Origin of the sequence: Mycobacterium sp. ITM-2016-00316 (assembly GCF_002968335.2) — a bacterium.
In the GTDB taxonomy this organism is placed as follows: Bacteria; Actinomycetota; Actinomycetes; order Mycobacteriales; family Mycobacteriaceae; genus Mycobacterium.
The window spans coordinates 1,192,352-1,212,967 of sequence record NZ_CP134398.1; the positions used below are offsets into that span (position 1 = coordinate 1,192,352).

17 protein-coding genes are annotated in these 20,616 nt (G+C 67.7%); 8 read left to right on the plus strand and 9 right to left on the minus strand.

Going from position 1 to position 20,616, the window contains the following annotated elements; translation table 11 throughout:
• Positions 1-20: 20 nt before the first annotated feature.
• The 3 genes from C6A86_RS05745 to C6A86_RS05755 all read right to left on the minus strand — a co-directional run bounded on the left by C6A86_RS05745 (position 21) and on the right by C6A86_RS05755 (position 3,858).
• Positions 21-1,940 (minus strand): zinc ribbon domain-containing protein, encoded by a 1,920-nt coding sequence (locus C6A86_RS05745; protein WP_311101054.1) that lies wholly within the window; start codon positions 1,938-1,940, stop codon positions 21-23.
• Positions 1,940-3,544: a protease pro-enzyme activation domain-containing protein gene (locus C6A86_RS05750; RefSeq protein WP_105363951.1), complete on the minus strand. Its 1,605-nt coding sequence runs from the start codon at positions 3,542-3,544 to the stop codon at positions 1,940-1,942. Before C6A86_RS05750 ends, C6A86_RS05745 begins: the two co-directional genes overlap by 1 nt.
• Before the next feature lie 62 nt (positions 3,545-3,606).
• Complete coding sequence (locus tag C6A86_RS05755) at positions 3,607-3,858, minus strand: hypothetical protein (RefSeq protein WP_105363950.1); 252 nt, start codon at positions 3,856-3,858, stop codon at positions 3,607-3,609.
• Positions 3,859-4,144: 286 nt separating this feature from the next.
• Here C6A86_RS05755 and C6A86_RS05760 point away from each other — a divergent pair, with 286 nt between their 5' ends.
• A complete protein-coding gene (locus C6A86_RS05760; protein ID WP_396834794.1) occupies positions 4,145-4,879 on the plus strand; it encodes a hypothetical protein in 735 nt (244 codons plus the stop codon).
• A 29-nt stretch (positions 4,880-4,908) separates the two neighbouring features.
• Complete coding sequence (locus tag C6A86_RS05765) at positions 4,909-6,501, plus strand: DNA polymerase Y family protein (protein ID WP_105363949.1); 1,593 nt, start codon at positions 4,909-4,911, stop codon at positions 6,499-6,501.
• 31 nt (positions 6,502-6,532) lie between these two features.
• Here the strand turns inward: C6A86_RS05765 and C6A86_RS05770 are convergent, their stop codons facing one another.
• Both C6A86_RS05770 and C6A86_RS05775 read right to left on the minus strand, forming a co-directional pair.
• Complete coding sequence (locus C6A86_RS05770) at positions 6,533-7,522, minus strand: nucleoside hydrolase (protein ID WP_233213051.1); 990 nt, start codon at positions 7,520-7,522, stop codon at positions 6,533-6,535.
• A 92-nt stretch (positions 7,523-7,614) separates the two neighbouring features.
• The gene (locus tag C6A86_RS05775; RefSeq protein ID WP_105363947.1) at positions 7,615-9,612 is read right to left on the minus strand and encodes an SDR family oxidoreductase; all 1,998 of its coding nucleotides are present in this window, start codon (positions 9,610-9,612) and stop codon (positions 7,615-7,617) included.
• A gap of 84 nt (positions 9,613-9,696) precedes the next feature.
• Between C6A86_RS05775 and C6A86_RS05780 the strand changes: the two genes are divergently transcribed.
• From C6A86_RS05780 to C6A86_RS05790, 3 genes are read left to right on the plus strand one after another with little or no spacing between them, the layout of a single operon-like run.
• Complete coding sequence (locus C6A86_RS05780; RefSeq protein WP_105363946.1) at positions 9,697-10,563, plus strand: MaoC/PaaZ C-terminal domain-containing protein; 867 nt, start codon at positions 9,697-9,699, stop codon at positions 10,561-10,563.
• Positions 10,564-10,616: 53 nt separating this feature from the next.
• On the plus strand, positions 10,617-11,498 hold the full coding sequence (locus tag C6A86_RS05785; protein ID WP_105363945.1) for a universal stress protein: 882 nt from the start codon (positions 10,617-10,619) through the stop codon (positions 11,496-11,498).
• A complete protein-coding gene (locus tag C6A86_RS05790) occupies positions 11,495-13,006 on the plus strand; it encodes an APC family permease (RefSeq protein WP_105363944.1) in 1,512 nt (503 codons plus the stop codon). Before C6A86_RS05785 ends, C6A86_RS05790 begins: the two co-directional genes overlap by 4 nt.
• A 7-nt stretch (positions 13,007-13,013) precedes the next feature.
• Here the strand turns inward: C6A86_RS05790 and C6A86_RS05795 are convergent, their stop codons facing one another.
• Both C6A86_RS05795 and C6A86_RS05800 read right to left on the minus strand, forming a co-directional pair.
• Entirely contained in the window at positions 13,014-14,327 is a 1,314-nt protein-coding gene (locus C6A86_RS05795; RefSeq protein ID WP_105363943.1) for an HNH endonuclease signature motif containing protein, read from the minus strand.
• Between the two features lie 110 nt (positions 14,328-14,437).
• Complete coding sequence (locus tag C6A86_RS05800; RefSeq protein WP_199196243.1) at positions 14,438-14,821, minus strand: hypothetical protein; 384 nt, start codon at positions 14,819-14,821, stop codon at positions 14,438-14,440.
• A gap of 174 nt (positions 14,822-14,995) precedes the next feature.
• Here C6A86_RS05800 and C6A86_RS05805 point away from each other — a divergent pair, with 174 nt between their 5' ends.
• Positions 14,996-18,292, plus strand: a complete 3,297-nt coding sequence (locus tag C6A86_RS05805; RefSeq protein WP_105363942.1) for an error-prone DNA polymerase — start codon at positions 14,996-14,998, stop codon at positions 18,290-18,292.
• A 3-nt stretch (positions 18,293-18,295) separates the two neighbouring features.
• Here the strand turns inward: C6A86_RS05805 and C6A86_RS05810 are convergent, their stop codons facing one another.
• Positions 18,296-18,706 carry a TIGR03667 family PPOX class F420-dependent oxidoreductase gene (locus C6A86_RS05810; RefSeq protein WP_105363941.1) on the minus strand — a complete coding sequence of 137 codons (411 nt, stop codon included), beginning with the start codon at positions 18,704-18,706 and terminating at the stop codon, positions 18,296-18,298.
• 23 nt (positions 18,707-18,729) lie between these two features.
• On the opposite strand from C6A86_RS05810, the gene C6A86_RS05815 reads away from it, so the two are divergent.
• Entirely contained in the window at positions 18,730-19,371 is a 642-nt protein-coding gene (locus C6A86_RS05815) for a nitroreductase family protein (protein WP_105363940.1), read from the plus strand.
• Positions 19,372-19,380: 9 nt separating this feature from the next.
• Here C6A86_RS05815 and C6A86_RS05820 read toward each other — a convergent pair whose 3' ends face one another.
• Complete coding sequence (locus tag C6A86_RS05820; RefSeq protein ID WP_105363954.1) at positions 19,381-19,845, minus strand: tRNA (cytidine(34)-2'-O)-methyltransferase; 465 nt, start codon at positions 19,843-19,845, stop codon at positions 19,381-19,383.
• A 30-nt stretch (positions 19,846-19,875) separates the two neighbouring features.
• Here C6A86_RS05820 and C6A86_RS05825 point away from each other — a divergent pair, with 30 nt between their 5' ends.
• Positions 19,876-20,481 carry a bifunctional 2-polyprenyl-6-hydroxyphenol methylase/3-demethylubiquinol 3-O-methyltransferase UbiG gene (locus tag C6A86_RS05825; RefSeq protein WP_105363939.1) on the plus strand — a complete coding sequence of 202 codons (606 nt, stop codon included), beginning with the start codon at positions 19,876-19,878 and terminating at the stop codon, positions 20,479-20,481.
• Positions 20,482-20,616 lie beyond the last annotated feature (135 nt).

Below are 20,616 nucleotides of genomic sequence, written 5' to 3' on the forward strand. Positions count from 1 at the left end.
GGTCCCTGACGAGTGCAGGCCTACCGGCGTGGGTCGCCGCGCCAGCTGAAACTGTTGACGTACTTACCCATGTCCAGCGCCAGCTGCAGGTTGGCCGCTGACGGCTTGCCGGAACCGAAATCCGGCCCGAAGGCACGGTACGGTCCGACCGCGCCGGCGATCAGGGCCAGATCGTTCTTCACGGCCACCATCACGATGATCCGCATCCGGCTGGAACTGCTCATCGCGCCCTGCGGCCACATATCGGCGGCCATCCCGTATCCGTGCTGGTAACCGACCATGGTGTTGGGGATCTCGTAGGCCGTCTTGGTATCGGGGAACGTCTCATTCACCAGGTCGACCGCGATCTGCTTCGGGGTGCGCCCGGCCGCGGGCCGGCTGAACAGCTGCATGGTGCCGCCGTCGCCGGCCTGCAGCACCGCGGTGATGCCGTTGTCCTGCTTGGTGACCTCATAGGCCGCACCCTCCACCGGGTAGGACACCGAGAACGACCCGTCCGCGGAGGTGAATCTGGGGTTGATCTCGACCGCGCGATTCATCGGCGGGCTTCCGCAATCCGGCGGGCAGATGTATTTCGCGGCGGGTTTGGTGATCAGTCCGGACAGCCCGACCAGACCGCCGGCCACCACGACGACAGCGATCCCCAGCACCAGCGCCACGTTGCGGAATGACGTCTTCGGCGGCTGCAGGGTTTCGAAGGTGCCCGAGTGCAGCGAATAGCCGGGCTTCAAACCGACCACGAGTTCCCCGGCCGCGGGTTCCTCGGCGAGACGGATGGGTCGGTCGTCGCGCCGGGCTCGGCGCGATCGGCGCGAAGATGCGTGCATGGCCGCCCCGCAGTTCGCGCAGAACGGCGCATCGGGCACCACGTGATCGCACTCGACACACAGGATCGGTTCGTCGGTGCGGATCTCGTCCTGTGCCTCGTGCAGCAGGGCCAGGTGCAGACCGACCCGCAGCGCGAACAGCGCGAGCGCCGTGAGGGTCAGGTGTCCGGCCAGTTGCACCCACTGCGGGAAGCGGGCCACGTCGAGCAGGCCCAGCCCGGCGTAGACGGAGATCACCACGAACGCGATGGCGACGAGGGTGCCGCGGACGAAGCCACGGTTCTTGGTGACCTTGGTGGGTGGCCGGGTGAACCAGAGCGCGGTGCCGATCAGACCGCCGACGGCGGCGGCGGTGAGCGGCATGGCGATGCCGCGGATGCCGGCCTCGACGAGCAGTCCGTCCAGGGGGCGGACCCGATTGATCATCCCGGTGGTGAACTGTGGCGCCAGCCGGGTGAGGGTGGCCGCCGCGGTGAACGTCAATGCCCCCAGTGCGCCGATGGCGTAGCCGTCCAGGGATTCCCGGTTGCCGCGCCACCCGACCCGGGCCACCAGTGCGGGCACCAGCATGAGCAGCATGCTGCCCACCGGAACCCCGATCCCGTCACGCAGAATCCGGCCGCCCGCGATACCTGCGCCCAATGGGACGCCGTAGGCGCGCGCCAGCGCGACTCCGGTCAACAGCACCCAGCCGACGCCGAGCACGATGCCGAGAGTTGCGGTCAATATCAGCGTGCTGCGTGGGATATCCCGGGACACACCGGATTCGCGGAGGTACAGGGCGAACAGCAGGGGGATGCCCAGTGACGCGACGGCGATCAGAGCGGCGGGCATGCGCAGCACGGTGCCGACGGTCAGCGCCACCGCCAGCAGCACCAGACCCATCAGGAACACCTTGCGTGACCGCGGTGCCAGGTGGGGGAACAGCGAACTGGTCAGCGACGGTGTGAGCAGGCGCTGTCCGGGCGCGGCGCTGAACGCGCGGGCGCGCAGCCAGTGCGGGCCGTCACCGCGTTTGTGGTCGGCCAGTGGAACGCCGCAGAGCCCGCAGTACACGCCGGCGGGAACATCGATCTGGCAGACCTGGCACTCGACCATGCCTGGAGCGCTCATCAGGCACCCACCCGCTGCGCGATCTGCAGGTTGCGCACGAGGTTGTCGATATCGGGCGTGCCCAGTCCGGTGACCAGGTCATAGCCGGGACCGGCATTGTCGACGGCGTTGCCGCCCAGGGTCACATCGCGGAAGGCGGGCCGTGGAGCACCCTGGGCGATGCGGTACAGCAACGGGTTGATGTCACCGATGAGGGAGCCGTTGTTCTCCAGCAGCCACTGGTTCATCACCGCGGTGAGGCCGGCCCAGATGGGGGCCGACTGTGAGGTGCCGCCACCGACGACGGTCTGACCGTTGATCACGATCTTCACACCGGTGAACGGGTCGGCGACCGCGGCGATATCCGGTGTCATGCGCTTGCCGTTGTGGCGATCGGGGGCGACCGCGTCCGCGGCGTCGCGCTGCCAGGGCGGCATGTCGAACAGCGCCGATACGCCGCCGCCGGTGCCCTGGGAGAGCGGAACGTCGAACCAGGTCTGCTCGGATACCCACCTGCCGTCGGCATCGGTGGACAGGGTGGTGCCGCCGACGCTGGTCATCTCGGGCAACGAGGCGATCGAGTCGAGGCCGACATCCTGTTCACTCGGGGGCGACGACCAGTCTTGTCCACCACGGCATTCCATCCCGGCGAGGTCGCCGCTGGCGTTGTAGGCGGTGGTGCCGCGGGACTGGGCGGTGCGCAGCGCGGACCGGACGGGGGCCAGGTCGGCGGCGGTGATCAGTTTGTCGCAGCCCCAGCCGATCGAGAAACTCCATACCGCACCGGGGAACTGGCGATCGGTCTCCTCGAGCATCTCGCCGATCTTGCGGTATCCGCCGCCACCTTCGACGGTGGGGCGGGCATTCACCACGACCTTGCGGGCATCGGGCGCAATGGCGTGTGCCACTTGAAGATCCATCGACAGTTCGCCGCGTGGCTCGCCGGGCGATCCGCCGACGACCTCGGGGGTGAACTGCGGCAGACCGAACGTGCTGGTGTAGGTGTCCAGGTCGGATTGGTGGAATCCGTCGAAAGCGAAGATCACGATGGTGATGCCTCGGCCGGTGAAACCGCCCCTGTTCAGGTCGTCGGCGTTGTAGGTGTTCAGCAGCGCTTGGGGCGCCAGCCCCTGATCGGGCACATCGAGGGGGATGTGATCGGGCCGCGACATGTGATGTGGTGTGTAGCTGAGGATTCGGCCGATCTCGGACACTTCGTCGCGCAGGTGTTCGGGGACCGCGGGCTGGTGTGGTGAGGCGTAGAAGAGTTGTCCTCGCCTGCCGCGGTAGTCGCGCACAGAGACGTCGAAAGCCTGCTCGACGGCGGCGGGGGGTCCCTCGACGATCACCCAGTCATCGCCGGGGCGCCACTGTACCGACAGGGATTGGTCGCGGGCCCAGTCCATCAGCGCGGTGGGCTGGGATTCGTCGGTGAGGGTGGCGGTGAGCTCGATGCTGTCTTCGCGTGCCGGTCCGAGGTCGATGGACGCGTCCAGCAGGGACGCGTAGGGGCCCTCGATGCGCAAGGCATCGGAGCGTTCCCTGCCGACGTACAGATCGACAGCGACCACCAGGGCTCCGATGAGCAGCAGGGCGGTCAGTGAGCGAGCGAGCACCGTTCTCATGGTTCCAGAAGAACTGAGGGCGGGTCCGAAAAATCCGGACCCGCCCCGTTCAGAGTTCTCGCTCAGTCGTTCTGCGACGGGTCGAAGGTCGGCTGCGGGGCCGTCACCGGGGGAGTGAACACTCCGCCGCCGGGGTTCAGCGACTTCTCGGTGGGGGTCACCGAGACCTCGGTGGTGGTCGTCGTCGTGGTGGGCGACTCTTCGGGCTTGTCGCTGTCACTGCTGCACGCCGCGGTGAAGCCGATCATCGCGATGATGGCGGCACCGCCAACCGCTGCCGAAATCCGACGACGAGCCAGACGATTTGATGCCATGTTCGGTCCTTTACTTGTTCTCGGTGTGGTGAATCGTGGTCGGCGCGATGGTCCGCGAAAACCGGGTGCAGCAGTCCCGTTCGAGGGCCGGGATCTGGTGTCAGAAACTGTAACGCAGGGCCTGTATCAGTGCATTCCCTTACTCGGGCGTTGTCGATGACCGTTCTGTGACGCTGATCTGGGCGTCTATTCCACCGCTTGACTGTCACACCCGACGAGTGTTTACTCGAGGTATCGAACATGTGTTCGAACAACACCCGTTTCGGATGATGCTGGAGGTGCTGCTGTGACGGTGGCGATGGACCTGGAGCAGCACCGAAAAGAGCGTGCTGAACAGGTAGAACAGTTGCGTCACAGGATAGCCGAAGTCTCCGGGAGGATGGGAATCCAGGGTGCGCGGAGGGCCGCCGGCGATGACCTGAATTCTGTCCCGGAAACTTTGCTGAAAGTCCCGGATCCGCCGATCGGGCCGTCTGACGATGCGTTGCCGGGGCCACCGGTACCCGGGCCGCTACCTCAGCTGCTGCCCAGGGGGACGGTGGCGGTGCTGTCCGGGGCCAGATCGCTGGCACTGCGGATGGTGGCCGCGGCCACTGCGGCGGGCGGGCATGCGGCCATCGTCGGGCAGCCCGATGTCGGTCTGTTGGCGGCTGTGGAGATGGGCGCCGACCTGAGCAGGGTCGCGGTGATTCCTTATCCCGGCAGCGATCCGGTGGAGGTGGCCGCGGTCCTGCTGGACGGTCTGGATCTGGTGGTGCTGGCGCTGGCAGGGCGATCGGTGCCGATGAGCAGAGCGCGGGCGGTGACCGCGCGCGCCCGGCAGAAGGAGTGCACACTGCTGGTCACCGGGGGTGATTGGCACGGTGCCTCGGCTCGGCTGGATGCCAGGGTCTGCGGCTACGAGATGGTCGGTTCCGGTGGTGCCGCGATTCCCGGCCGGGGACGGATCGGGCGGGTGCGGTTGGACACCCGGACCAGGAGCAGGATTCCCGGGCAACCGCGCCTCGCGGTCGGTGGCTGACGGTGCCGCGGGTTCTTGCGCTCTGGTGCATGGATTGGCCTGCGGTGGCCGCCGCCGCCGCGGCCGGGCTCGCCGCCACCGACCCGGTGGCGGTCACCCTGGCCAACCGGGTCATCGCCTGTTCGGCCGCGGCCCGGGCGGTCGGGGTGCGGCGCGGGCTGCGCCGCCGTGAGGCGCAGTCCCGGTGCCCTCAGCTGCACGTCGTCACCGCCGACCCGGCGCGCGATGCCCGTCACTTCGAGGCCGTGACGGCGGCGGTCGACGAGGTGGTTCCCCGGGCCGAGGTGCTGCGACCCGGTCTGCTGGTGCTGTCGGTCCGGGGCGCATCCCGCTATTTCGGATCAGAACAGGAGGCCGCCGAACGGCTGGTCGACGCGGTGGCCGCGGCGGGCGCGGAATGTCAGACCGGTATCGCCGATCAGTTGTCCACCGCGGTGTTCGCGGCCAGGGCGGGGCGCATCGTCGAGCCGGGCCGGGACGCGGCATTCCTGTCCGGGCTGTCGATCCGGCAGTTGGCCACCGAACCCAGCCTCTCCGGGGCGGGCCGGGATGACCTGGCAGACCTGCTGTGGCGGATGGGAATCCGCACCATCGGTCAGTTCGCCGAGTTGTCGCGTACCGATGTGGCCTCCCGGTTCGGCGCGGACGCTCTTCTCGCCCACCGATTCGCCTGCGGGGAGCCCGACCGCGGACCGTCGGGGCGTGATCTTCCCGCGGAGCTCGATGCGGTGATGAACTGCGATCCACCCATCGACCGGGTGGACGCGGCGGCCTTCGCCGGCCGATCGCTGGCCGGCGAACTGCACCGCAGCCTGGAAGGCGCCGGGGTGGGCTGCACCCGGCTGGCCATCCAGGCCGTCACCGCCAATGGTGAAGAGCTGAACCGTGTTTGGCGTTGCGCGGAACCGCTGACCGAGGATGCCACCGCGGATCGGGTGCGGTGGCAACTGGACGGCTGGCTGGCTCGGCGGGCAACCGGGGGGACGGTACCCACCGCGGCGATCACCATGCTGCGGTTGCATCCGGTGGAGGTGGTCTCGGCCGGGGCGCTGCAGCTCCCGCTGTGGGGGTCATCCGGTGACGACGACCGGTTACGTGCCCGGCGGGCGCTGGTGCGGGTGCAGGGTCTGCTGGGTCTCGAAGCCGTACAGGTGCCGGTGCTCAGCGGTGGCCGTGGGCCGGCCGAACGCATCACCTTCACCCCGTTGGGCGACGAGCCGGTTCCGCGGGCCGACCCGACTCAGCCCTGGCCGGGCCAGCTCCCCGAGCCCTCGCCGGCGGTGTTGCTCGATGATCCGGTGGAAGTGCTTGATGCAGAAGGTAAACCGGTACGGGTGACGAGTCGGGGGTTGTTCTCCTCGGATCCGGTGCGGCTGGAGTCCCCGGGCCGCGGGAGAGACATCAGGGGCGAGCGAAGCGACGGGAGAGACATCAGCTGGTGGACCGGGCCGTGGCCGGTCGACGAACGCTGGTGGGATCCCGAGCGCACACCGGTGGGCCGGACCGCGCGAGCCCAGGTGGTGGTGTCCGGTCGCGGTGGACAGAATGATGCCGGCGTCGGTGTGGCGATGTTGCTGTGCTACCGCCAACGGCAGTGGCATGTGGAGGGCATCTATGAATGACTCGGCGGGCTGGAGCGCAGCGACCCGAGGTTCAACCCAGGTGCCGGGCGAACGGGCCGACCCGCTCGACGAAACGCTCGAAGAACGCGGCGGGGTCCACCTCGACGCCGATGTGCGCGTTGTGCTCCCGCCCCCAGTGACCACGCCAGTCGGCCACCGTCATCCCGCGGGTCAGGGTGCCGGTCAGTTCCACGTCGACGGTCGCGGACTGGTAGCGCACCAGGTCGGGGTCCAGCGCGACCGCGGCGGCCAGCGGATCGTGCAGGTGCGCCAGGTAGCCCTCGCCCTGGTCGAAGTGGAACTCGAAGTAGAAGCGCATCGCATCTTCGAGCACCCGGATCAGCGGATTGGCCGCCGTCGACCGGGTACCCCTATCGTCGAGCACACTGAGTTGCGCCGATGGCGAACCGGCGGCGGCGGCCAGCCGGCCCAGGATGGACGGCGTCATCGCCACGTTCTCGGTGAGGTTGAGGCCCAACACAATCGGTAGATGTGTGGGCGTGCTCAGGCCCCACGCCGCGCCCCATACCGCGAACACTTCGGCGGCGGCCTCCGGGTCGACGCTGATGTTCCACTCCGAGACGGGGGTGGTGTTACCGCGGTAGTCGAAGGCGCCGCCCATGATCACCAGCCGGCGCAGCAGCCGGGGCAGTGCGGGCTCCAAACGCAGCGCCAGCGCGAGGTTGGTCAGCGGGCCGGTGACCAATCCGAGGAGTTCGCCGGGGTATTCGCGGGCCGCGACGACCCAGGCGTGGGCGGCGTCGTACGGGGTGAGTGATCGGTCGGTCTCCGGCAGTCGCGCGTAGCCGAGCCCTTCGGGACCGTGGGTGTCCTCGGCGGTGCGCAGCGGAATGCTCAGCGGCACCGGGGCGCCTTCGGAGACGGGAACGTCGTGGATCCCGAACAGTTCGAGCAGCCCGAGATTGTTGACCGACACCTGCGCGACGGGCACATTGCCCGCCGTCGACGCGATGCCCACGACCTGTGCCTCCGGGCTGGCGAACAGATAGGCCAGCGCCATCGCATCGTCTACTCCGGTGTCGACGTCGGCGAACACCGGTAGCGGCGCATCGGTTTCAGGCCCGGTCACGCTCCCACGATAGGTGGGGGCCGCTACCAGTGCACACCCGGAATGGCCCGCACCGCGCGCTTGACCGGTCGGGGGACTCGCACGGGTCGCGCCGCGCGGGACGGCTTCCTGGGCCGGCGCTGCGGGGTGGGCTCGTCGCCGGACTGCCCGCGGGCGGCGGGGGAGTCCGGGTAGCCCAGGTAGAGCTGGTGCAGTACCCGTCGCGACAGCCGGGGCGTGAAGTAGGTACCCAGGTCGGCCAGCGTGCCCAGCGGGGTGTCGATCCGCGCGGGCTTCTCGATCAGCCCGCGCACCACCATCGCCGCGGCATGCTCGGCGGTGATCGGGGGCACCGGATTCAGCCGCCGCGACGGCGCGATCATCGGGGTGCTCACCAGCGGCATGTGGATATTGGTGAAGGTGATGTGATCCGACAGTGTCTCGGTGCCGACCACCTCGGAGAAGGCGTCCAGCGCCGCCTTGGTGGGTAGGTACGCGCTGTACTTGGGGCTGTTGGCCTGCACACCGGCACTCGACACGTTCACCACGTGACCGAACCGGCGCTCGCGCCAGTGCGGCAGCAGGGCGAGCACCATCCGCACCGCGCCGAAGTAGTTGACGGCCATTACCCGTTCGTAGTCGTGCAGCCGGTCAGTGGAGGCCGACACCGACCGGCGAATGGACCGGCCGGCGTTGTTGACCAGATAGTCGACGTGACCGAAGCGTCCCAGGATGTCCTTCACCGTGTGGTCGACAGAACCGGAATCGGTGACGTCACAGGTGAATGCGTGCGCATCGCCACCCTCGGCGCGGATCTCGGCAATCAGATCATCGAGGGCGTCGGCGTTGCGGGCCAACGCGAACACCGTGGCTCCGCGTTGGGCGGCCGCGATCGCCGAGGCGCGACCGATACCGCTGGAGGCGCCGGTGATGATGATGTGCCTGCCCACCAGCGCGCCGGAGGGATCGTCGCGGCGGGCCCGGTCGGGGTCCAGATGCTCGGCCCAGTACCGCCATAATTTTCCTGCGTAGGAACCGAATTCGGGCACCTCGATCCCGGTTCCGGCCAGCGCCGCAGTGGTCCGGTCGGAGGTGAACGTCGGCGCCAGGTCGAGGACGTCGAGGATCTCGGCGGGCATACCCAGCTGGGTGGCGGCCATGTTGCGCAGCACCCGGGCCCGGCCGGTGGCCTTCAGTATTGGCGCGGCGGCCGCGCCGGGCAACGCGAAGCGCAGGGCCGGAAGCCCGGCCTCCTTCGCGACACCGCGGTAAATGCTGCGCAGGCCAATCGCTTTCGGCGCCGTCAGATGGAAGGTTTGTCCGTCGGCACCGTCGATGTGCATCAGGTGGACCAACGCGTCGACCACGAAATCGACCGGCACGATATTGGTGCGGCCGGCGTCGGGCAGCGCCATCGGCGTGATGCTGGGCAGCACCGCCAGCTTGGACAGGATGCCGAAGAAGTAATAGGGCCCGTCGATCTTGTCCATCTCACCGGTCCGCGAATCGCCGACGACGACGGCCGGTCGGTAGATCCTCATACGCGGCCCGGCGTCGGAGCGCACCAGTTGTTCGGCCTCGAACTTGGTGCGGTGATACGGGGTCGGCAGGTTCTGCGCGACGTCGAAATCGTCCTCGGTGTACTCGCCGTGGAAGTCTCCGGCCACCGCGATCGAGGACAGATGGTGCAGCGTCGCGCCCACGCGCCGGGTCAGGCCGATGACGGCGCGGGTGCCCTCGACGTTGGCGGCGCGCTGGAGGTCCTCGGCGGCGGTCATGTCGTAGATGGCGGCGCTGTGCACCACGTGGTCGATGGTGCCGAGCTCGGCGATGGCGTCATCGCTGAGTCCGAGATCCTCGGCGGTGAGGTCACCGACCAGGGGTTTCGCGCGCGGGCCCCACGTGTCGACGAGTCGCTCGAAGCGTTCCAGCGATGAGCGCCGCACCAGCACGTGCACCTGCGCGTCCGGGTCGCGGGCCAGTAGCCGGGCCACCACGCGACTGCCGATAAACCCAGTACCGCCGGTAACGACATAATGCATGCGGTCATGGTCGTCCTCGAACAGGCAAAGGTCAACTATGGTCCCGGTCACACCCCGTAGTCCGTCACGAAGGGATACCCACCCATGCCGATCGACCCGAACGCCGTCGGTGCCAAAACCGAGTCCCAAACCTTCAGCTGGACCGACCGCGAGACATTGCTCTACGCGCTCGGGGTCGGCGCCGGCACCGACGACCTGGCCTTCACCACCGAGAACAGTCACGACATCGAGCAGCAGGTGTTGCCCACCTTCGCCGTGATCGCCTGTTCGCCGTTCGCGGCGGCGCTGCAGATCGGTTCCTTCAATTTCAGCCTGCTGCTGCACGGGTCGCAGGCGATCCGCTTGTTCAAGCCGCTGCCGCCGGCGGGCGCGCTCACCGTGCACTCCGAGGTCGCCGACATCCAGGACAAGGGTGAGGGCAAGAACGCGGTGGTGATGCTCAAGGGGGTGGGCGCCGACCCGGACAGCGGTGAGGTGCTGGTGGAAACCCTGACCACCGTGGTGATCCGCGGAGAGGGTGGATTCGGCGGACAGCCCGGCCAGCGGCCGGCGGCACCCGAGTTCCCCGACCGGGCCCCCGATGCCCAGGTGGCCCTGCCGACCCGCGCCGATCAGGCGCTGCTGTACCGGCTCTCCGGCGACCGCAATCCCCTGCACAGCGATCCCTGGTTCGCCCAGACCCTGGCCGGCTTCCCCAAACCGATCCTGCACGGCCTGTGCACCTATGGGGTGGCCGGCCGGGCACTGGTCGCCGAACTCGGCGGCGGCGATGCCACCAAGGTCACCGCGGTGGCGTCGCGGTTCAGTTCGCCGGTCTTCCCCGGCGAGACACTGACCACCTCGATCTGGCGCACCGAATCGGGTCGCGCGGTGTTCCGCACCGAGGCCGCCCAGCCGGACGGGTCCGATGCCCGCGTCGTGCTCGATGACGGGACGGCCGAATACAACTGATTTCGTAGGGCCAATCGCCAGTGCGCACCGCCGCGCGTTGACAGGATGGCCCGATGAGACTGGCTGTCGGATATCTCGCCACCCCGGGTGGAGCGGACGCTGTGGCGCTTGGCGTCCGGCTCGCCCGGAGTCTGGGCGCCGAGCTCGACGTGTGCATGGTGCTGCCCCCGGACCGCGGGGTACCGGCGATGGTTCCCACCGGGGGCTATGACGAACTGCTCGCCGCGCAGGCCGGCGAATGGCTGAACGAGGCGCTGGCCGGGGTGCCCGATGACGTGGTGGCGCACTCGCATGTCAGCGTCAGCGACTCCACCGCCGACGGACTCATCAACGAGGTCAAACGCCTCGGCGCCCGGGCCGTCGTCGTGGGCGGGTCGGGCGGCGGACTGGCCGGCAGTTACTCACTGGGTTCGGTGGTCAATGAGTTGCTGCACTCCGCGCATGTCCCGGTGGCGGTGGCGCCGAAAGGAACTCGGTTGTCGGCGGTGGAGCGGGTGCGTGAGGTGACGTGTGCAATCGGCGAGCGCGCCGGCGCGGGCACGCTGCTGAACGTGGCGGTGCGCGCCTGTAAGGCCTCCGACGTCCCCTTGCGTCTGGTGTCGCTGGTGGCTCTCGATCCGATGTTCGGCTCTCTGCGTGGTGACGCCGATGCGCTGCGGGAACGGGCGATGAATCATGCACGGCGCGCCCTGGAGGAAACAAAAGAGTCACTGCCCGAGGGGTTTTCGGTCACGGCCACCGTCGCCGAGGGTGCCTCGGTGGAGGACGCGGTGAGCAGACTGCCCTGGCATGACGGCGATGTGATCATGGTCGGATCCAGCAGGCTCGCCGCACCGCGCCGGCTGTTCCTCGGATCCACGGCGGCCAAGATGCTGCGCGTGCTCGACGTTCCGATGATCGTGGTACCCAGAACCACCGACGAGGAGACAGCATGACTGCGCAGGATGCCGGCACTGTCTCCAAGGGCCTGGCCGAAGGCAAGGTCGGCACACTGTCGGGCGCCATGCTCGGGATCTCCTGCGTGGCACCGGGCTACACGCTGACCGCCAGTATCGGCGTGATCGTCGCGGCGGTCGGGTTGAAGATGCCGGCGATCTTCATCGCCGGGTTCATCCCGATGTTCCTCACCGCCTACGCCTATCGAGAACTCAACTCCCGCACCCCGGACTGCGGGGCGTCGTTCACGTGGTCCACCAAGGCATTCGGACCATATGTGGGCTGGATGTGCGGCTGGGGCATGGTGGTCGCCTCGATCATCGTGCTGTCCAACCTGGCCGCCATCGCCGTCGAGTTCTTCTATCTGCTCATCGCCCGGGTCGTCAACCAACCGGGCATCGCTGATCTGGCGGGCAACAAACTCGTCAACATCATCACCACACTGGTATTCATCGCGCTGGCCACGTTGATCGCCAGTAGGGGCATCACCACCAGCGAGCGGGTGCAGTACGTGCTGGTGGGTTTCCAGCTGGTGGTGCTGATGGCATTCGCCATCACGGCGTTCGTCCATGTGGGGCGCGGGGATGCGCCGGCCGGGCTGAGCTTCGACCTCGACTGGTTCAACCCGTTCACCGGGCTGACGATGGCGGTGTTCGCCATCGGCCTGACCGGTTCCATCTTCGCGTTCTGGGGCTGGGACACCTGTCTGACCCTGGGTGAGGAGTCCAAGGACCCGACCAAGGTGCCGGGCCGGGCCGGGTTGCTCTGTGTGACATCGATTCTGATCACCTATCTGTTGATCGCTGTCGCGGTGATGATGTACGCCGGCGTCGGCGAAGAGGGCCTGGGGCTGGGCAATCCGGACAACTCGGAGAACGTGTTCGGGGCGCTGGCCGACCCGGTGCTGGGGCACTGGTTCGGGCCGCTGCTGTATCTGGCGGTGTTCGCTTCGTCGGTGGCCAGCCTGCAGACCACCTTCCTGCCCGCGGCGAGGGCCATGCTCGCGATGGGGGCCTACAAGGCGTTTCCCACCCGCTTCGCCGAGGTGAGCCCGCGCTTCCTGACGCCGGTCTATTCCACCGTGGTCGCCGGCGTGGTCACCGGTGGGTTCTATACCGTGGTGACGCTGCTGTCCGACAACGCGCTGTGGGACACCATTGCCGCCCTGGGCATCATGATCTGCTGGTACTACGGCATCACGGCGTTCGCCTGCGTCTGGTTCTTCCGCCGGGAGCTGTTCGCCAATGTCCACAACATCGTGTTCAAATTCCTCTTTCCGCTCGTGGGCGGACTGATACTGGCGGCCGTCTTCGTCATCTCGATCGTCGAGAGCATGAACCCGGAGAACGGCAGCGGTGCCGAGATCGGCGGTATCGGCCTGGTGTTCTTCATCGGGTTCGGGATCCTCGCGCTGGGCGCGGTGCTGATGCTGGTGATGCGCGCGCAGCGGCCGGACTTTTTCACCGGCCAGACGCTGCGGCGGGAGACGCCGGCGCTGAAGGAATAGCCAAGAGCTAGTTGGTATGTGTCGGTGGTGGCGTGAAGGGTGTGTACCACCACCATTGGGCGCGTTCGCCCTTTGGTCCGGGGCAGGGCTCCACATCGGGTGGTGGTGCGGTGGGTGGTCTGGCTAGCGACGCGTCGGTCAACACGTCGCCCGCTTCGTCGGTGACTTTCAGGTTCTCGGCGGGCCCGGTGAGGGTGATGCCGCCGTTGTGGTGTTGTCGGTGGTGGAACGGGCAGACGAGCACCAGGTTTGATAGTTCGGTGGGCCCGCCGTTCTCCCAGTGCACCAGGTGATGGGCGTGCAAGCCGCGGGTGGCTCCGCAGCCGGGCACCACACACGTCTGGTCGCGATGCTCCAAGGCCCGCCGTAGCCGGCGGTTGATCGTGCGGGTGGCCCGACCGACACCGATCGGGTGGCCACTGCGTTCGAACCACACCTCACAGGTGGCATCGCAGAGTAGGTAGTGGCGGTCCTCGTCGGACAGCGCTTGTCCCAGATGCAGGGCGGCGACTCGTTTCTCGATATCGAGGTGCATGACCACGGTGGTGTGCTGGCCGTGCGGGCGGCGCTGCACGTCGCTGTCCCAGCCGGCCTCGATCAAACTCATGAACCCATCGACCGCGTCCGGGAACGGGGGCGCCTGCTCAGAAACCACGCTCTCGGCGTCGCCGTCACGGGCCCAGCCGTCCTCGGGATCAATGCTGTCTGCGGTGTCGTGGTCGCTTTTCCAGTCCGCGACCAGCTTGTCGCGGTGGGACTGGTGGGCGGCCTCGAATTTCGCGGCCTCCACCTTGGGCAGGGTGATCCGCCACGTGGTGGAATCGTCGTTCTCGATCTTGGTGATCTTGCGCTTGGGTTCGGGCTTGGACTCGGGCTCAGGCCGGGGTTCCTGTTTGACCGCGGTGCGCAACTGGACGACGGTGGCGACCTTCACCAACTCGGCATAATGCTCATCGCAGCCCTGGCCACCGCCTTCAGCGATCACCCCGATCTGATCGAGTGACACCCGACCTTCCTGCAACCCTGCGACGCAGTGTTCGAGTTCATCAATGCGATGGGCGACGGCGACCATAGTTTCGGCGTTGCGAGGAGAGATACCGGCCTTCCAGGCGACCAGCGCTTCGATCGATCGGCATCCGGTCGCACCCCACAGCGAGTTCCCGTCATCGGTGCCTCTGCCGTCGATCTCGGCGACGATCTCCACCAACCGGCCATCGATCGCATTGCGCTGCCCGGTCAACTCCGCCATCTCCTCGAACAGCACCTCCAACCGCGACACCCGAGGTGCGTGTGCGGCGAAAGGTGTTGTCGGCGGCGGCATACCACGATTCTAGAAGAGGAGTCCGACAAGTAACCGGACGAACTTTCCGGAGTACATTCGTCTGACGTCGACCGTCCGCAGCCCCGACGGACCTCGGGTCCTCCGCACTCTTATGACGGGCGCTGTGGAAGCGTGGGCATCATGGTCGGCGCCGGCCGTCCCGGTGGCATGTTCCCGGGCCCCATCATGCCGTTCGGCCCCATCATGCCGCCTGGCCCCATCATCGGGCATCCCTCCCTCGGTCCGTTCGGTCCCATCTGGCCACTGTGGTAGCCGCGGGTCCCACCGTGGTAGCCACCGGATCCGCTACCGGCGAAGAATCCGGCGACGAAAATCACTGTGACAACAAACAAGACGCCGCTGACGATGCCGACCCACGCCAACGTCTGGTAGAGCCGATTGGGCCGATGCTCGGCGTAGTCGCGTCGAGGCGTCGTGGCCACCGCAGGCCCCGCGGCGGTCGACTCATTCCTGATCTCCGGTGTGTCGGTCATGGTCGGTTTCCCTCCGTAAGCAGACTTGGCTGCTGACTGACCTCTGCGCAAGGGCGCGAGCAACGTCAAGTGTGCGACCGGACCGATGGCGTGCTCTAGGGCCAATGGGCCTCAATGCGGGGGATCGGCAGTTGCCACTGGACCTATCGAACACACGTTCGATATGATTGGCCGATGGGTTGGCACAACGGGCCACCGAGCTGGACCGAGATGGAGCGGGTGCTCAACAGCAGGCCGCGCGGTAAGCCACGCCGGTCGGGCCTGCCGCTGGAGCCGCCCGGCGACGGTGGGGACAGTCCCGCCTGGTCCCGCAAGCGCGGCGCCTACCAGGCCGAGGGGGTGCAACGTTCCGGATCATCGGTGCCCTACGCCGAACTGCACGCGCACTCGGCCTACAGCTTCCTCGACGGGGCCAGCACCCCGGAGGAACTGGTGGAGGAGGCGGCCCGGCTGGATCTACGGGCCATCGCGTTGACCGATCACGACGGTCTCTACGGAGTGGTGCGGTTCGCCGAAGCCGCCCGCGAACTCGACATGTCCACCGTGTTCGGTGCCGAACTGTCGCTGAGTAATGTGCCGCGTACCGAGCGGCCCGACCCACCCGGACCGCATCTGCTGGTGCTGGCCCGCGGACCGGAGGGTTACCGGCGGCTGTCGCGCCAGATCTCGGCGGCACACCTGGCCGGTGGCGAGAAGGGTAAGCCACGGTATGACTTCGACACGCTGACCGAGGCCGCCGGCGGGCATTGGCACATCCTCACCGGCTGCCGGAAAGGTCATGTCCAACAAGCATTTACAGAAGGCGGACCGGAGGCCGCCGAGCGGGCGCTGGCCGATCTGGTGGACAGGTTCGGTGCCGGCCGGGTCAGCATCGAACTCACCCATCACGGACACCCGCTCGATGACGAACGTAATGCCGCGCTGGCCGCGTTGGCGCCACGGTTCGGCCTGAACGTGGTCGCCACCACGGGTGCCCACTTCGCGGCGCCGTCGCGGGGGCGGCTGGCCATGGCGATGGCGGCCATCCGGGCCCGCAATTCGATGGACGACGCGGCCGGGTACCTGGCGCCGCTGGGCGGAGCGCATCTACGGTCGGGGGAGGAGATGGCTCGGCTGTTCGGCCCCGAGATCGTCACGGCGGCAGTAGACCTGGGTGAACAGTGTGCGTTCGGGCTGGCGCTGATCGCCCCGCAACTCCCGCCGTTCGACGTGCCGGACGGGCACACCGAATCGAGCTGGCTACGCAAACTGGTGCGCGACGGCGCCCGGGATCGGTACGGCCCACCGGACCGGGCGCCCAAGGCGTACGCGCAGATCGAACATGAACTGGCCATCATCGACAAGCTGGACTTCCCGGGTTACTTCCTGGTGGTGCACGACATCACCCGGTTCTGCCGGGAGCGCGACATCCTGTGCCAGGGCCGGGGCTCGGCGGCCAATTCGGCGGTCTGCTACGCGCTCAAGGTCACCAACGTCGATCCGATCGCCAACGAGTTGCTGTTCGAACGCTTCCTGTCACCGGCGCGCGACGGCCCACCCGATATCGACATCGACATCGAATCGGACCTGCGCGAGAACGTCATCCAGTACGTCTATGACAAGTACGGTCGGGACTACGCCGCCCAGGTCGCCAACGTCATCACTTATCGGGGGCGCAGCGCGGTCCGGGACATGGCCCGCGCGCTGGGTTTCTCGCAGGGGCAGCAGGACGCCTGGAGCAAGCAGATCAGCCGGTGGAACGGCCTGGCCGACTCACCCGATGTCGAGGACATCCCGGAACAGGTGGTCGACCTGGCCACCCAGATCTCCAACCTGCCCCGGCACATGGGTATCCACTCCGGGGGCATGGTGATCTGTGATCGCCCGATCGCCGACGTCTGCCCGGTGGAATGGGCCCGCATGGAGAACCGCAGTGTGTTGCAGTGGGACAAAGATGACTGTGCGGCAATCGGTTTGGTCAAGTTCGATCTACTCGGCCTCGGCATGCTGTCGGCCCTGCACTATGCCATCGACCTGGCGCGCGAACACAAGGGCCTCGAGGTGGATCTGTCCCGGCTGGACCTGTCCGAACCCGCGGTCTACGAGATGCTGCAGCGTGCCGACTCGGTCGGGGTGTTCCAGGTCGAATCCCGCGCGCAGATGGCCACCCTGCCCCGGCTCAAGCCGCGGATGTTCTACGACCTGGTGGTCGAGGTCGCGTTGATCCGACCCGGCCCGATCCAGGGCGGATCGGTGCACCCGTATATCAAGCGGCGCAACGGCGAAGAGAAGGTCGTCTACGACCACCCGTCGATGGAGCCGGCGTTGCGCAAGACCCTCGGTGTGCCGTTGTTCCAGGAGCAGCTGATGCAGCTGGCGGTGGACTGCGCCGGTTTCAGCCCGGCCGAGGCCGACCAGCTGCGCCGGGCGATGGGCTCGAAACGGTCCACCGAGAAGATGCGGCGGCTCCGCGACCGGTTCTACGACGGGATGCGGGACCGTCACGGCATCACCGGGGCGGTGGCCGAGCGGATCTACGAGAAGCTGGAGGCGTTCGCCAATTTCGGTTTCCCGGAAAGCCATTCGCTGAGCTTTGCGTCGCTGGTGTTCTACTCGTCCTGGTTCAAGCTGCACCACCCGGCGGTGTTCTGCGCGGCGCTGCTGCGGGCCCAGCCGATGGGCTTCTACTCACCGCAGTCGCTGGTCGCCGATGCGCGCCGGCACGGCGTGCTGGTGCACGGCCCGGACGTCAACGCCGGGCTGGCGCACGCCACCTGTGAGAACCACGGCCTGGACGTGCGGATGGGGATAGGCAGCGTCCGTCACATCGGCGATGAACTGGCGCAGCGGATCGTCGATGAGCGGACGGCCAACGGACCGTTCGCGACGCTGCTGGATCTGACGGCCAGAGTGCAACTTTCGGTCTCGCAGACCGAGGCGCTGGCCACCGCGGGTGCGCTCGGGTGTTTCGGGATCACCCGCCGCGAAGGGCTGTGGGCGGCGGGGGCGGCCGCCGCCGAACGGCCGGACCGGTTGCCGGGGGTGGGGTCGTCCTCGCATATCCCACCGCTGCCCGGGATGAGCGCGCTGGAACTGGCCGCCGCCGACGTGTGGGCCACCGGTGTGTCCCCGGACAGCTATCCCACCCAGTTCCTGCGCGAGACGCTCGACGAGATGGGGATCGTGCCTGCCGATCAGCTGCTGTCCGTACCCGACGGCACCCGCGTGCTGGTGGCAGGCGCGGTGACGCACCGCCAGCGGCCCGCGACGGCCCAGGGCGTGACGTTCATGAACCTCGAGGACGAGACCGGCATGGTGAACGTGATGTGCTCCCGCGGGGTGTGGGCGCGTCATCGCAAGCTGGCGCAGACGGCGTCGGCGCTGGTCATCCGGGGCATCGTGCAGAACGCCACCGGTGCGGTGACGGTGGCCGCGGACAGGATGAGCCCCATGGATCTGAAGGTGCGCTCGCGGTCGCGGGACTTCCAGTGACGCTCACTCGGTGGGCGTCGTCCACACCTTCTCGATGGTGATCCGCAGCCGGGTGCTGAAGTTGCCCATCGTGTCGGTCAGCCCGAACTGATCGGAGGCCGCCTGGTACTTCGCCCAGTACGGCGTGTCCGTGCGCAGATCGACGCCCTCGGCGTCCACCCGCGCCGGACCTCCGATCACGATGATTCCGCCACCGTTACCGTCGGAGTCCAGGTTCAGGCTCACGTGCGGATGGTTGCGGATATGGCGCACCTTGGCCGCGGCGGGCTCGGTGTACACCACGATGTCGGTGCCGTCGAAGAAGAACCACACCAGTTTGGGCACCGGTTGCCCGGACTTCGCGACGGTGGTCAGCCATCCGTAATCGTCGGATCTCAGACGCTCGATGATTTCCGGTGTCAGGTCTGCAGTCATGCACGCGAATGTAGTCTCGCGGTATGACACTCAACCTGACCGCGGATGAAGTTCTGACCACCACGCGTTCGGTGCGCAAGCGGCTCGATTTCGACAAACCGGTGTCGCGCGAAGTACTCCTGGAATGTCTCGATCTGGCGCTGCAGGCTCCCACCGGCTCCAATGCTCAAGGCTGGCAATGGGTTTTCGTCGAGGATCCGGTCAAGAAAAAGGCGCTGGCCGACATCTACCGGACGAACGCCAATCCGTATCTCGATCTGCCCAAGCCGGAGCGCGGCGACATTCGCGACGAGCAGATCGTCCGGGTCACCGATTCCGCGAAGTACCTCAACGAGAACTTCGAGAAGGCCCCGGTGCTGATGATCCCGTGCCTGGAGGGCCGCCCCGACGGCGCACCGGCCGGGATGAGCGCGTCCTACTGGGGCTCACTGCTGCCTGCGGTGTGGAGTTTCATGCTGGCGCTGCGGTCCCGCGGGCTGGGCTCGGCGTGGACGACGCTGCACCTGCTCGGTGACGGTGAAAAGCAGGCCGCCGAGGTGCTCGGCATCCCGTTCGATCAGTACGCCCAGGGCGGGCTGTTCCCGATCGCCTACACCAAGGGCACCGATTTCAAGAAGGCCGGACGATTGCCCGCCGAGAACTTCGCGCACTGGGACACCTGGTAGACCTGCCGATCACACCGCGCCGGTGAACCCCTGCTGGCGCCACGCCTCATAGGCGGCGACCGCCGCGGCGTTGGACAGATTCAGCGACCGGCGGCCGGCCAGCATGGGGATCCGCACCTGCGCGGTGATATGCGGATCGGCCAGCGTGTGCTCGTCCAGGCCGGTCGGTTCCGGGCCGAACATCAGCACATCGCCGGGTTGGTACGCGACCTCGGCAAACGACGTGTCGGCGTGCGCAGTGAAGGCGTACACCCGCGTCGGCCCGATCGCCGCCCACGCCGCGGGCAGATCCGGGTGCACCGTCACCGATGCCAGGTCGTGGTAATCCAGGCCGGCCCGGCGCAGCTTGGGCTCGGACAGGTCGAAGCCGAGCGGCTCGACGAGGTGCAGCTCGCACCCGGTCGCGGCCACCATCCGGATCGCGTTGCCGGTATTGGGCGCGATGCGCGGGGAGAAGAACAGCACCTTGAACACCAGGTCATCTTGCCCCGGGATAATGGGCTCATGGTCGAACAGAGCATCTGGATGCAGAAAGTCGCGGCCGACCCGGGCCATTCGCAGTGGTACATCGATCGCTTCCGGGCGATGGAGCGCGCGGGCAAAGATCTGGTGGGCGAGGCTCGCTTCATCGACGCGATGGCCGAACGTGGTGCCCGCATTCTCGACGCGGGCTGCGGTCCGGGCCGGGTGGGCGGCTACCTGGCCGCTGCCGGACATGACGTCGTCGGCGTCGACGTGGACCCGGCGCTCATCGCCGCCGCCGAACAGGACCACCCGGGCCCGCGCTGGCTGGTCGGTGACCTCGCCGAACTGGACCTGCCCGCCCGCGGAGTCGCCGAGCCGTTCGACCTCATCGTGTCGGCGGGCAATGTGATGACCTTCCTCGCGCCGAGCACCCGCACCCAGGTGCTGAGCAGGCTGCGCGCCCATCTCGGCACCGGTGGCCGCGCGGTGATCGGGTTCGGCGCCGGACGCGAGTACGAGCACACCGAGTTCCTCGACGACGCGGCCGACGCCGGGCTGGTGCCCGACCTGCTGTTGTCCACCTGGGATGTGCGGCCGTTCACCGAGGGCTCCGACTTCCTGGTCGCGATCCTGCGGCCCGCGTAGACATTCCACGCCGGCGAAGTGACGCGCACGTCAGACCTGTTTGCCCGCATCACCACGACTGCGCAACGTAACGGTCACGAACTGTGTCCGTTCGAGATCGAGGTATGGAAACCGCTGTCGGCGACTGCCATACTC

Coding starts and splice junctions, on each gene's coding strand:
- C6A86_RS05810 (WP_105363941.1), bottom strand. CDS start 18,706: ATGACTGCAGACCTGACACCGGAAATCATCGAGCGTCTGAGATCCGAC.
- C6A86_RS05825 (WP_105363939.1), top strand. CDS start 19,876: ATGGTCGAACAGAGCATCTGGATGCAGAAAGTCGCGGCCGACCCGGGC.
- C6A86_RS05795 (WP_105363943.1), bottom strand. CDS start 14,327: ATGCCGCCGCCGACAACACCTTTCGCCGCACACGCACCTCGGGTGTCG.
- C6A86_RS05765 (WP_105363949.1), top strand. CDS start 4,909: ATGGATTGGCCTGCGGTGGCCGCCGCCGCCGCGGCCGGGCTCGCCGCC.
- C6A86_RS05800 (WP_199196243.1), bottom strand. CDS start 14,821: ATGACCGACACACCGGAGATCAGGAATGAGTCGACCGCCGCGGGGCCT.
- C6A86_RS05815 (WP_105363940.1), top strand. CDS start 18,730: ATGACACTCAACCTGACCGCGGATGAAGTTCTGACCACCACGCGTTCG.
- C6A86_RS05790 (WP_105363944.1), top strand. CDS start 11,495: ATGACTGCGCAGGATGCCGGCACTGTCTCCAAGGGCCTGGCCGAAGGC.
- C6A86_RS05805 (WP_105363942.1), top strand. CDS start 14,996: ATGGGTTGGCACAACGGGCCACCGAGCTGGACCGAGATGGAGCGGGTG.
- C6A86_RS05750 (WP_105363951.1), bottom strand. CDS start 3,544: ATGAGAACGGTGCTCGCTCGCTCACTGACCGCCCTGCTGCTCATCGGA.
- C6A86_RS05770 (WP_233213051.1), bottom strand. CDS start 7,522: ATGGCGCTGGCCTATCTGTTCGCCAGCCCGGAGGCACAGGTCGTGGGC.
- C6A86_RS05780 (WP_105363946.1), top strand. CDS start 9,697: ATGCCGATCGACCCGAACGCCGTCGGTGCCAAAACCGAGTCCCAAACC.
- C6A86_RS05755 (WP_105363950.1), bottom strand. CDS start 3,858: ATGGCATCAAATCGTCTGGCTCGTCGTCGGATTTCGGCAGCGGTTGGC.
- C6A86_RS05745 (WP_311101054.1), bottom strand. CDS start 1,940: ATGAGCGCTCCAGGCATGGTCGAGTGCCAGGTCTGCCAGATCGATGTT.
- C6A86_RS05785 (WP_105363945.1), top strand. CDS start 10,617: ATGAGACTGGCTGTCGGATATCTCGCCACCCCGGGTGGAGCGGACGCT.
- C6A86_RS05775 (WP_105363947.1), bottom strand. CDS start 9,612: ATGCATTATGTCGTTACCGGCGGTACTGGGTTTATCGGCAGTCGCGTG.